At 59.4% G+C, this 11,936-nt stretch carries 9 protein-coding genes and 1 pseudogene; 6 read left to right on the top strand and 4 right to left on the bottom strand.

What is annotated here, in order from left to right:
* Window positions 1-3 precede the first annotated feature (3 nt).
* Window positions 4-1,431, top strand: a complete 1,428-nt coding sequence (gene sbcB / locus HX814_RS22415) for an exodeoxyribonuclease I (RefSeq protein WP_177015428.1) — start codon at window positions 4-6, stop codon at window positions 1,429-1,431.
* A 90-nt stretch (window positions 1,432-1,521) separates the two neighbouring features.
* Here the strand turns inward: sbcB and mvaT are convergent, their stop codons facing one another.
* Window positions 1,522-1,896 (bottom strand): histone-like nucleoid-structuring protein MvaT, encoded by a 375-nt coding sequence (gene mvaT / locus HX814_RS22410; protein ID WP_003209760.1) that lies wholly within the window; start codon window positions 1,894-1,896, stop codon window positions 1,522-1,524.
* 349 nt (window positions 1,897-2,245) lie between these two features.
* Between mvaT and purU the strand changes: the two genes are divergently transcribed.
* Both purU and HX814_RS22400 read left to right on the top strand, forming a co-directional pair.
* Window positions 2,246-3,094 (top strand): formyltetrahydrofolate deformylase, encoded by an 849-nt coding sequence (purU, locus tag HX814_RS22405; protein ID WP_177009698.1) that lies wholly within the window; start codon window positions 2,246-2,248, stop codon window positions 3,092-3,094.
* Between the two features lie 84 nt (window positions 3,095-3,178).
* Window positions 3,179-3,379, top strand: a complete 201-nt coding sequence (locus HX814_RS22400) for a hypothetical protein (RefSeq protein WP_177009699.1) — start codon at window positions 3,179-3,181, stop codon at window positions 3,377-3,379.
* A gap of 10 nt (window positions 3,380-3,389) precedes the next feature.
* On the opposite strand, the gene HX814_RS31755 is transcribed toward HX814_RS22400, so the two are convergent.
* Both HX814_RS31755 and HX814_RS31750 read right to left on the bottom strand, forming a co-directional pair.
* A complete protein-coding gene (locus HX814_RS31755) occupies window positions 3,390-4,154 on the bottom strand; it encodes a methyl-accepting chemotaxis protein (RefSeq protein WP_371132408.1) in 765 nt (254 codons plus the stop codon).
* Window positions 4,155-4,247: 93 nt separating this feature from the next.
* A pseudogene (locus tag HX814_RS31750) lies at window positions 4,248-5,279 on the bottom strand (cache domain-containing protein); the annotation flags it as partial.
* A 196-nt stretch (window positions 5,280-5,475) separates the two neighbouring features.
* On the opposite strand from HX814_RS31750, the gene HX814_RS22390 reads away from it, so the two are divergent.
* A complete protein-coding gene (locus tag HX814_RS22390; RefSeq protein ID WP_177009701.1) occupies window positions 5,476-6,954 on the top strand; it encodes a helicase HerA-like domain-containing protein in 1,479 nt (492 codons plus the stop codon).
* 121 nt (window positions 6,955-7,075) lie between these two features.
* Here HX814_RS22390 and HX814_RS22385 read toward each other — a convergent pair whose 3' ends face one another.
* Window positions 7,076-7,531 carry a DUF721 domain-containing protein gene (locus HX814_RS22385; RefSeq protein WP_008432358.1) on the bottom strand — a complete coding sequence of 152 codons (456 nt, stop codon included), beginning with the start codon at window positions 7,529-7,531 and terminating at the stop codon, window positions 7,076-7,078.
* A gap of 305 nt (window positions 7,532-7,836) precedes the next feature.
* On the opposite strand from HX814_RS22385, the gene secA reads away from it, so the two are divergent.
* Both secA and argJ read left to right on the top strand, forming a co-directional pair.
* Complete coding sequence (gene secA / locus HX814_RS22380) at window positions 7,837-10,572, top strand: preprotein translocase subunit SecA (RefSeq protein WP_003209775.1); 2,736 nt, start codon at window positions 7,837-7,839, stop codon at window positions 10,570-10,572.
* Window positions 10,573-10,694: 122 nt separating this feature from the next.
* A complete protein-coding gene (gene argJ / locus HX814_RS22375; RefSeq protein WP_003209777.1) occupies window positions 10,695-11,912 on the top strand; it encodes a bifunctional glutamate N-acetyltransferase/amino-acid acetyltransferase ArgJ in 1,218 nt (405 codons plus the stop codon).
* The last annotated feature ends 24 nt before the right edge of the window (window positions 11,913-11,936 follow it).

Here is an 11,936-nt window from a genome sequence, read left to right as displayed (position 1 = left end):
CCCGTGACCACCATTTTCTGGTACGACTATGAAACCACCGGCATCAATCCGCGTACCGACCGCCCGCTGCAGGTAGCCGGTATTCGCACCGACCTCGAGCTTAACGAGGTCGGGCCGCCGGTCAATCTCTACTGCCACCCCAGCGACGATATCCTGCCGCATCCGGCAGCGTGCGCGATTACTGGCATCACTCCCGGCGTGCTGGCGGAAAAAGGCCTGGCCGAAGCCGACTTCATGACCCGGGTGCACGCCGAGCTGGCCACCCCGGGCACTTGCGGGGCCGGCTACAACACCTTGCGTTTTGACGATGAGATGACGCGCTACAGCTTGTACCGCAATTTCTTCGATCCCTATGCCCGGGAATGGCAAGGCGGCAACAGCCGCTGGGACCTGATCGACGTGGTGCGCACTGCCTACGCCCTGCGCCCTGACGGGATCGTCTGGCCGGAACAGGACGGGCGCGTCACCCTCAAGCTTGAGCGGTTGACGGCCGCCAACGGCATCGACCACGGCCAGGCCCACGATGCCTTGTCCGATGTGCGCGCCTCCATCGCCCTGGCCCGGTTGATCCGCGAGAAGCAACCCAAGCTCTATGACTGGCTGTTTCAACTGCGTAGCAAACAACGGGTCATGGACCAGGTGCGGTTGTTGCAGCCGATGGTGCATATTTCCGGTCGTTTTTCTGCCGAGCGTCATTACCTGGGGGTGGTGCTGCCGCTGGCGTGGCACCCGCGCAATCGCAATGCATTGATCGTCTGCGACCTGGGGCTCGATCCGCAAGGGCTGTTGGACGAGGACGCCGATACCTTGCGCCGGCGCTTATATACTCGCCGCGACGAACTGGCCGAAGGTGAATTGCCGGTACCGCTCAAGTTGCTGCACATCAATCGTTGCCCGGTGGTCGCACCGTTGAGCGTGCTTCGGCCGCAAGACCGCGAGCGTTTGCAGCTGGATATGGATGAGTGTGAGGCGCGGGCCCTGCGGCTAAGCGACGCACAGGAACTATGGCGCGATAAACTGGCGGCGATTTACGCCGAGGAAGATTTTGCGCCAAGCGCCGATCCCGAGCAGCAGCTATACGATGGTTTTATCGGGGATCGTGATCGACGTTTATGTGAGCAAGTGAGAGTCGCCGAGCCGGCGCAACTAGCGCGCCAGCAATGGCCTTTCGATGATGAACGTTTGCCTGAATTATTATTTCGCTATCGTGCACGCAACTTTCCAGACACCTTGAATAGTGAAGAGCAACAACGCTGGAGAGTTTTCTGTCAGCAACGTTTGTCAGACCCTCAATGGGGCGCGCCAAACACCCTTGAGGGTTTTAAGCAGGCGTGTCTTGAGTTGGCTGTTAGTGCCACACCGTTTCAGCGCCAGGTGCTTGATGAATGGCAGGAGTATGTTGATGCCTTAGCGACTCGAATGAGTCTGTAATCAGCTTCCCGGTAAAATACGGACAATAAAAAACGCCAGCAAGCTGGCGTTTTTTATTGCGTTGCGTATCACGCAGCGTCCTGGCGAGGCTTAGCCCAGCAGGGTAGCCCAGCCTTCAACCACGTCGCCGCCCCACTTGGCTTTCCACTCTTTCAGAGTCTTGTGGTTGCCACCTTTGGTTTCAATCACTTCGCCGTTGTGCGGGTTTTTGTATTGTTTAACCTTGCGTGCACGCTTGGTGCCGGTAGCTTTTACGGCGCCACGTGGAGCCTTAACTTTCGAATCCGGATCCAGCAGCGCGATGATGTCACGCAGGGATTTGGAGTATTCGCCCATCAGGGTGCGCAATTTGCCTTCGAATTCCAGCTCGGTTTGCAGTTTGTCGTCTTGGGACAGGTTCTTCAAACGGGCTTGCAGCTCTTTGATAGCTTCTTCGGTGGCGCGATATTCGTTGATCAGGGACATGGGGACTACCTTATGCAGGGCGCTGGGTGAAAGGGGATAGTGGCTCAATAATAGTCAGACAGTTTGCCCAAGTAAACATTTAAGGCCGCATTTATGTAATTTACTTTGGTTGTTTGTGGCAAAAGCGTGGAATTGAGTTAATTAGTAAGGGGGATGGCCTAAAGATACTCTGGTTAAGTCTTGGCTTACTGCCGGAGTCCACGCGTTTGCACACATAGTGGGGAAAAACCTTACGCTATTAAGGGGCAGGGTTGACGCAGCCGATCAGAATAAGCGTTGAGGAATACTGCAGTTTTTCTGCGCAATCGCTAGAATGGCGGCCTTTGCGAAGTTCTGGAGTTTCCCCCTAATGCGCACTTTTCGGCTGGTGATTGCTTGCCCGGACCGGGTTGGCATCGTTGCCAAGGTCAGTAACTTTCTGGCTTCCCACAACGGTTGGATCACCGAAGCGAGCCATCACTCGGACAATCTCAGCGGCTGGTTTTTCATGCGTCACGAAATTCGTGCCGATACGCTGCCCGTTGGTCTAGAGGCATTTCGCGAGGCATTTGCGCCGATCGCTGAAGAGTTCTCGATGACCTGGCGCATCACCGACACGGAACAGAAAAAACGCGTGGTCCTGATGGCCAGTCGTGAGTCCCACTGCCTGGCAGACCTGCTGCACCGCTGGCACAGCGATGAACTGGACTGCGAGATCTCCTGCGTGATCTCCAACCACGACGACCTGCGCAGCATGGTCGAGTGGCATGGCATTCCGTACTACCACGTCCCGGTCAACCCGCAGGACAAGGAGCCGGCCTTTGCCGAGGTCTCGCGCCTGGTCAAGCAGCACGATGCGGACGTCGTGGTACTGGCGCGCTACATGCAGATTCTGCCGCCGGAGCTGTGCAGTGAATACGCTGGCAAGGTGATCAATATTCACCACAGCTTCCTGCCATCGTTTGTGGGTGCCAAGCCGTATCACCAGGCATCCCTGCGTGGCGTGAAGCTGATCGGTGCAACGTGCCACTACGTCACCGAAGAGTTGGACGCCGGTCCCATCATCGAGCAGGACGTGGTGCGTGTCAGCCATAGCGACAGCATCGAAGACATGGTCCGTTTTGGCCGTGACGTCGAGAAGATGGTGCTGGCTCGCGGCCTGCGCTATCACCTGGAAGACCGGGTACTGGTGCACGGCAACAAGACTGTCGTGTTCTGATTGAAGTGTTTTGATTGAAGAATGAAGGGCCTGGGCGTTAAATCGCTACAGGCCCTTTTTTTGAGCGCGGGTGAGGACTGGAGCATGAGCGATCCACTGGACAAGGCGACTTCCAAAGCCCCCGCGACGCTGGGAGAGGGTTGTTTGAGTCGATATGACCCGGATGACCTGAGCAGTGAGGACGGCACCGAGTTTCTAGGCGCCGCCGAGTTGTGGGAACAATTGCAGGACACATCCGAATTGCCTGAAGAAAAGGCGTCAGCGGCTGTGCAAGGCAGCCGCTGACCCGGCGGGATCAAATCCGGAAACTACCCACCAGTTGTTTCAAGCGCGCCGCTTGCTGTTCCAGGTCGGAACAGGCCCGCAAGGTTGATTGCAGGTTTTCCACACCTTCCTGATTGAGGGTGTTGATCTCGGTGATGTCCATGTTGATTGACTCCACCACCGAGGTCTGTTCCTCGGTAGCGGTGGCTACCGACTGGTTCATCCCGTCAATTTCGCCGATGCGCTGGGTCACGCTGTTCAGGCGCTCGCCCGCCAGGTTGGCGATTTCCACACTGTCCTGGCTGTGCCGCTGGCTTTCGCTCATGGTGCTGACCGAATCCCGGGCGCCGACTTGCAGCTCCTCGATCATCTTCTGCACCTGCTGCGCCGACTCCTGGGTGCGGTGCGCCAGGTTGCGCACTTCATCGGCCACCACCGCAAAGCCGCGCCCGGCTTCCCCGGCCCGTGCGGCTTCAATCGCCGCGTTGAGGGCCAGCAGGTTGGTTTGCTGGGAAATGCTGGTGATCACTTCCAGAATCTGCCCGATGTTCACTGTCTTGCTGTTAAGCGCTTCGATATTGGTGCTGGAGGCGCTGATCATCTGCGACAACTGGTTCATCGCCTTGATATTGCGTTCCACCACTTGCTGACCGTCTTCGGCCAAGTGCCGGGCATCGCTGGCCTGGTTGGAGGCCTGTGCGGCGTTGCGGGCGATTTCCTGGGCGGCGGCCCCCAGCTCGTTGATCGCGGCCGCGACGCTGTTGGTCCGGTTGGCCTGCTCGTCGGAATTGACCATCGAGGAATTGGAGGCGCTGACCACCCGCAGGGCCACTTCATTGACCTGCTCGGTGGCCGAGGAAACTTCGCGAATCGAGGTGTGAATCCGCTCCACGAAACGATTGAAAGCGCTGCCAAGCACGCCGAATTCGTCGTGGTTCTGGATGGTCAGGCGGCGGGTCAGGTCGCCTTCACCGTCGGCGATGTCTTCCATGGCGCGGGTCATGACGTGCAGTGGCTGCAGGAGGATGCGAATCAGCATGCCCAGCAGGGCGATGATGATGACCACGGCGATGATCGTGGCGATGATCGCCGAGGTGCGGAATTCGCTGAGCATGGCGAAGGATTTATCTTTATCCACCGACAGGCCGAGGTACCAGTTCACCGAGGGCAGGCCCTTGATCGGGGTAAAGGTGACGATACGTGTCTTGCCGTTTACCTCGACTTCACTGAAGTCGCTGCTGATCCTGGGGGTGTTGTTCGGATAGACGTCGGCCAGGGTTTTCATCACTAGGCCCTTGTCCGGGTGTACCAGCACTTTGCCGTCGGCACTGACCAGGAAGGCATAACCCATGCCGCCGAAGTTCAGGGCACCGATGTTGTCTACCAGGGTTTGCAGGCTCAGGTCGCCGCCCACCACGCCGACACTCTGGCCGGCCTTGCTGCTGGGGGTGGCGATGGAGATGATCAACTGGCCGGTGGCCGCGTCAATGTAGGGTTCGGTCAGGGTTGAGCCGTTGCTGCCCTGCGCGCCCTTGTACCAGGGGCGTACCCGTGGGTCGAAGCCGTCGGGCATCTTGGTATCGGGGCGGATGACGAAGCCGCCCTTGCTGTCGCCAAGGTACGTGGCCATGAACGAGGACGTCAGGGCCTTCTGTTCCAGGAGGCTGGCGACGCTGGTTGAATCCGGGTTGATGGCGATGTTCTGTGCGGCGCTTTCTATCAGCACAATGCGCCCGGTAAGCCAGGTCTGGATGTTGCTGGCAGTGACATCGCCCATTTCATGCAGGTAGTTGTTCAGGTCGTCGCGAATCGCATTACGCTGCAAGTAGTCGTTGTAGAGGGTAAACAACGCAAAGGCGGCAATGACGACAAGAGCGGCGGCAAGCAGGATTTTATGGCTGAAACGCAGATTTTTATTCATGGCTTGTGGGGTCCGCTATGGTCTTAATATCCGATGCACGTCCTTCTGGGGCGCGCGGAATGGCTGCGTCAAAAAAAGTGTGATATTTCCATCTGCTCCTGCAGGAATTATCCGGCCTGTTTTTCCAAGACTTTTTGGGTCTCTCGCTTTATCTGTATCGACCATTCAGCGCCAAAGATTAACCATGGGTGACAAAATGCCTGACTCCTCGCAACTCATTATTGGTGCAGATCATCAGGGCCAGCCGATTGCCCAGTCGATGCGCCTGGCCAACCGCCACGGCCTGATCGCAGGCGCCACCGGCACCGGCAAGACCGTGACCTTGCAGCGCCTGGCGGAAGCCTTCAGCGACGCCGGCGTCGCGGTATTTGCCGCCGATATCAAGGGTGACCTGTGTGGCCTGGGCGCTGCGGCCAACCCTCAGGGCAAGGTCGCCGAGCGCATAGCCGGCATGCCTTTCCTTAATTACACGCCCAAGGCGTATCCGGTGACGTTGTGGGATATCCACGGCCAGTCCGGTCATCCGTTGCGCACCACCATGAGTGAAATGGGCCCGCTGTTGCTCGGCAGCCTGTTGGAGCTCACCGACAGCCAGCAATCGGCCCTCTACGCAGCCTTCAAGGTGGCCGATCGTGAAGGCCTGTTGTTGCTGGACCTCAAGGACCTCAAGGCGCTGCTGAACCATTTGCGCTATCACCCGGAGTTGCTCGGGGAAGACGCGGCCTTGATGACCACCGGTTCCAGCCAGGCGCTGTTGCGGCGCCTGGCGGTGCTGGAGCAGCAGGGTGCCGAAGCGTTGTTCGGCGAGCCGGCGCTGCAACTCGAAGACATCCTGCAACCGGCCAGTGACGGCCGCGGGCGTATTCATCTATTGGACGCCAGCCGGCTGGTGCATGAGGCGCCGAAGGTCTACGCGACCTTCCTGCTTTGGCTGTTGGCCGAACTGTTCGAGCAACTGCCGGAACGTGGCGATGCCGACAAGCCGCTGCTGGCGCTGTTTTTCGATGAGGCGCATCTGTTGTTTGCCGACACCCCCAAGGCCCTGCAGGATCGCCTGGAGCAAGTGGTGCGGCTGATTCGCTCGAAAGGCGTCGGTGTGTATTTCGTCACCCAGTCTCCCGGGGACTTGCCGGACACCGTGCTGGCGCAACTCGGCTTGCGCATCCAGCACGGGCTGCGGGCGTTCACCACCAAGGAGCAGAAGTCCCTGCGGGCGGTGGCCGATGGTTTCCGGCCCAATCCGGCATTTGATGCGCTGGCGGTGCTGACCGAGTTGGGTACAGGTGAGGCATTGGTGGGAACCTTGCAGGAAAAGGGGACGCCTGAAGTAGTCCAACGCGTACTGGTAGCACCGCCGCAATCGCGGATCGGGCCACTGAGCGAAGCTGAGCGGGCAGCACTGATTGCCAGTTCGCCATTGCAGGGGCGTTATGACAAGCCGATTGACCGTGAGTCGGCGTACGAAGTGCTGATGGCGCGCAAGGACTTGGGCCCGCAAGAGGATTCGACGCCCGCCGCTGAAGAGCCAAGCTTTACCGACAAGGCCGGTGCGTTCCTCGGTACTACGGCAGGCAAGGCACTGAAATCGGCGATGCAACAGGCGGCCAATCAGATGGGCCGGCAGTTGGTGCGCGGGTTACTGGGGTCTTTGTTAGGCGGCAGCAAACGTAAATAACGATGGGATCAAATGTGGGAGCGGGCTTGCTCGCGAAAGCGGTGGATCAGTCAATATATCCAGTGACTGACACGCCACCTTCGCGAGCAAGCCCGCTCCCACACTTGGTTCTACGCCGGTCTCAGGTTTTGGGTTTGGCGTGAGCGGCCAGCCGCTCCAGCGCAGCGCGTAAGTTCGGATCGGTAATCCCGTCTGCCGTGGCCTGAATGGTTTCGGCGGCGATTTCCGACAAATCCATCGTATGCCCCACCGCACCTTGCGGCACGGTCGGCGGTTGCACCTTGAACTGGATGCGCGTCAGGCTGGCGAATTCGTCGAAGGCCATCAATTGGCGCTGCAAACGTTTTTGCTGGTAGCGCAGGCGCGTCGCCCAATGGCCGTCGGTGACAATCAGCAGAAGATTGCCCTCGCGCCACGAGGCCACATGGCAGTGTTCGCGAGCGGCGGGCTGCAGTTGGCTTTCTACCAGGCGTTGCAGATGACCAAGGCGTTGCGCATGGCCGAAGATGGCTTTTAAAGGCTTGGCTTCGCGAAGCAACACGGCGGGAGCTCGGGCCGTAAGAGGGCGAAATGCCATGACTAGACACCTTAAGTAACAGAGAGGCCATGGTAGCAGAAAGCGTCTGCGACACCGCCGCCATTGCATTACCGGCAGTTTATCCATTAAATCAACGAGTAACTTATTGCCCGAATGGGTTGAAGTTCAGCAAAAAGCCCTTATTTTAAACAAGCCCTCTGAGAGCGCCGTGCCTGCATCGTGGAATAACGCCACTTTCCTCACCCACGTTTCCGGGTAGAATGCTCGTTCGCATGCGGCCGTGAGGGCTGCTCGGGCGACTCACGGGGCGCCCTCCATCCCTATGTGTGGAAGAACCTGCCGATATGTTTGCGCCTTTGTTAAAGAAACTTTTTGGAAGCAAGAATGAGCGCGAAGTCAAACGCATGCTCAAGACGGTGCAGCTGGTCAATGCCTTCGAAGAGCAGATGGTTGCCCTTTCGGACGAGCAATTGCGCGCCAAGACCGAAGAGTTCAAGGCCCGCATAGCCAAAGGTGAAACCCTCGACAAGCTGCTTCCCGAAGCCTTTGCGGTCGCCCGCGAAGCCGGTAAGCGTGTCATGGGCATGCGCCACTTCGACGTCCAGTTGATCGGCGGCATGACCTTGCATGAAGGCATGATTGCCGAAATGCGTACCGGTGAAGGCAAGACCCTGGTAGCTACCCTGGGCGTTTACCTCAACGCATTGTCCGGCAAGGGCGTGCACGTTGTGACGGTGAACGACTACCTCGCCCGCCGGGATGCCAACTGGATGCGTCCGCTGTACGAATTCCTCGGCCTGACGGTCGGCGTTGTCACGCCGTTCCAGCCGCCGGAAGAGAAGCGCGCCGCCTACGCTGCCGACATCACCTACGGTACCAACAACGAATTCGGTTTCGACTACCTGCGCGACAACATGGCGTTCAGCATGGAAGAAAAATTCCAGCGCGAACTCAATTTTGCCGTGATCGACGAAGTCGACTCCATCCTGATCGACGAAGCCCGTACCCCGCTGATCATCTCCGGTCAGGCCGAGGACAGCTCGCGCCTGTACACCGAGATCAACAAGCTGATCCCGCGCCTTGAGCAACACATCGAGGAAGTGGAAGGCGTGGTGACCAAAGAAGGTCACTTCACCATCGACGAGAAGACCCGCCAGGTCGAACTCAACGAAGCCGGTCACCAGTTCGTCGAAGACATGCTGACCCAGATCGGCCTGCTGGCCGAAGGCGAGAGCCTGTACTCGGCGCACAACCTGGGCCTGTTGACCCACGTGTATGCCGGTCTGCGTGCCCACAAGCTGTTCCATCGCAACGTTGAATACATCGTGCAGGACGGCCAGGTCGTACTGGTCGACGAACACACCGGTCGTACCATGCCGGGTCGCCGTTTGTCGGAAGGCCTGCACCAGGCGATCGAAGCCAAGGAAGCCCTGAACATCCAGGCTGAAAGCCAGACCCTGGCCTCGACCACCTTCCAGAACTACTTCCGTCTGTACAACAAACTGTCCGGCATGACCGGTACAGCCGACACCGAAGCGTTCGAATTCCACCAGATCTACGGTCTGTCGGTGATGGTTATCCCGCCGAACAAGCCGCTGGCGCGTAAAGACTTCAACGACCTGGTGTTCCTGACCGCCGACGAGAAATACGCTGCAATCGTCGCCGACATCAAGGAATGCATGGCCCAGGGCCGTCCAGTGCTGGTGGGTACTGCCACCATCGAAACTTCCGAGCACATGTCCAGCTTGCTGGCCAAGGAAGGCATCGAGCACAAGGTCCTCAACGCCAAGTTCCACGAAAAAGAAGCCGAGATCATTGCCCAGGCCGGTCGCCCGGGCGCACTGACCATCGCCACCAACATGGCCGGTCGTGGTACCGACATCCTGTTGGGCGGTAACTGGGAAGTGGAAGTTGCGTCCCTGGACAACCCGACCCCTGAGCAGATCGCGCAGATCAAGGCCGACTGGCAGAAGCGCCACCAGCAAGTGCTGGAGTCCGGCGGCTTGCAGGTGATCGCGTCCGAGCGTCACGAATCGCGCCGTATCGACAACCAGTTGCGTGGTCGTGCCGGTCGTCAGGGTGACGCCGGTTCCAGCCGTTTCTACCTGTCCCTGGAAGACAGCCTGATGCGCATCTTCGCCTCGGATCGGGTGAAGAACTTCATGAAAGCCCTGGGCATGCAGTCCGGTGAGGCGATTGAACACCGCATGGTGACCAACGCCATCGAGAAGGCCCAGCGCAAGGTAGAAGGCCGTAACTTCGACATTCGTAAGCAACTGCTCGAGTTCGATGACGTCAACAACGAACAGCGTAAAGTGATTTATCACATGCGTAACAGTTTGTTGGCCGCCACCAACATCGGCGAGACCATTGCCGATTTCCGCCAGGACGTGCTCAACGCCACCGTCAGCGCCCATATCCCGCCACAGTCCCTGCCTGAGCAGTGGGATGTTGCCGGCCTGGAAGCTGCGTTGAAGAGCGACTTCGGTGTCGACTTGCCGGTCCAGCAATGGCTCGACGAAGACGACCACCTGTACGAAGAAACCCTGCGCGAGAAGCTCATGACCGAGCTGCTGGCCGCTTACAACGAGAAAGAAGAGCAGGCGAGTGCCGAAGCACTGCGCACCTTCGAGAAGCAAATCGTACTGCGCGTGCTGGACGATCTGTGGAAAGACCACCTGTCGACCATGGACCACCTGCGTCACGGCATCCACTTGCGTGGCTACGCCCAGAAGAACCCGAAGCAGGAGTACAAGCGCGAGTCGTTCACGCTGTTCTCCGAACTGCTGGATTCGATCAAGCGCGATTCGATTCGTGTGCTGTCCCACGTTCAGGTGCGTCGCGAAGACCCGATCGAGGAAGAAGCCCGCCTGCGTCAGGAAGCCGAGGCACTGGCTGCGCGCATGCAGTTCCAGCACGACGAAGCGCCTGGTCTTGAGGCTCCGGAAGTATTGGGCGAAGAGGTCGATGTGGCCCTGGCCCAGGCCCCGGTGCGCAACGAACAGAAGCTGGGCCGCAACGAACTGTGCTGGTGCGGTTCGGGCAAGAAGTTCAAACACTGCCACGGCGAAATCAACTAAGATTTTCGCCTGACGCTGCAACACCCCCGCGCCGCGACCGGCATCAGCCGTCGCGGCGTTTTGCCATTTCGTCACCGTCGATAGCGACGGGGTACACACCCAATATTTTTAGGAGCGCATTCATGGCTGTTGGTCTTGGTCCTTTGCCCACGTTGCACCCGGTTGCCGGTTTTGAACTCGGTATCGCTTCGGCGGGCATCAAGCGCCCGGGGCGCAAGGATGTGGTGGTGATGCGCTGTGCCGAAGGCTCGACCGTCGCGGGTGTGTTCACCCTGAACGCGTTTTGCGCCGCTCCCGTGATTCTGGCCAAACAGCGTGTCGAAGGCCCGGTGCGTTACCTGTTGACCAACACCGGCAATGCCAACGCCGGGACCGGCGAGCCTGGCCTGGCCGCCGCTGCCCGCACCTGCGCCAAGCTGGCGGAGCTGACCGGCGTGGACGCCAGCCAGGTGCTGCCGTACTCCACCGGCGTGATCGGTGAGCCGCTGCCGGTAGAGAAAATCGAAGGCGCGCTGCAAGCAGCGCTGGATGACCTGTCGGTGGATAACTGGGCGGCTGCGGCTACCGGGATCATGACCACCGACACCCTGCCAAAAGGCGCCAGCCGTCAGTTTGTGCACGAAGGCGTGACCGTTACCGTCACGGGCATCAGCAAAGGCGCCGGCATGATTCGCCCGAACATGGCGACCATGCTGGGCTATATCGCCACCGACGCCAAAGTCTCCCGTGACGTGCTGCAAAACCTGATGCTCGACGGCGCCAACAAGTCCTTCAACCGCATCACCATCGACGGCGACACCTCGACCAACGATTGCTGCATGTTGATCGCCACCGGCCAGGCTGACCTGCCGGAAATCACCTCGTCCAACGGCGCGTATTTCGCCGCGTTGAAGCAGGCGGTGTTCGAAGTGTGCATGGACGTGGCCCAGGCCATCGTGCGCGACGGCGAAGGCGCCACCAAGTTTGTGACGGTTGAAGTCAACGGCGGCGGTAACCACCAGGAATGCCTGGATGTCGGTTACACCGTGGCTCACTCGCCGCTGATCAAGACCGCACTGTTTGCCTCCGATCCGAACTGGGGCCGTATCCTGGCCGCTGTGGGCCGTGCCGGCGTGCCGAACCTGGACGTGAGCAAGATCGACGTGTTCCTCGGCGAAGTGTGCATCGCCAGCCGTGGCGCCCGGGCCGAGACGTACACCGAAGCCCAGGGGTCGGCGGTGATGCAGCAGGAAGAAATCACCATCCGTATCGAATTGGGTCGCGGTGAGTGCAGCGAAACCATCTGGACCACCGACCTGTCCCACGAGTACGTGAAGATCAACGCGGAATACCGCACCTGATACCAGGCAGGTCTTCAAACCGAT

This window comes from Pseudomonas sp. C8002 (assembly GCF_013385765.1).
In the GTDB taxonomy this organism is placed as follows: domain Bacteria; phylum Pseudomonadota; class Gammaproteobacteria; order Pseudomonadales; family Pseudomonadaceae; genus Aquipseudomonas.
Note: the sequence above shows the minus strand (reverse complement) of the source record. Positions and strands in the feature narration are given on the sequence as shown.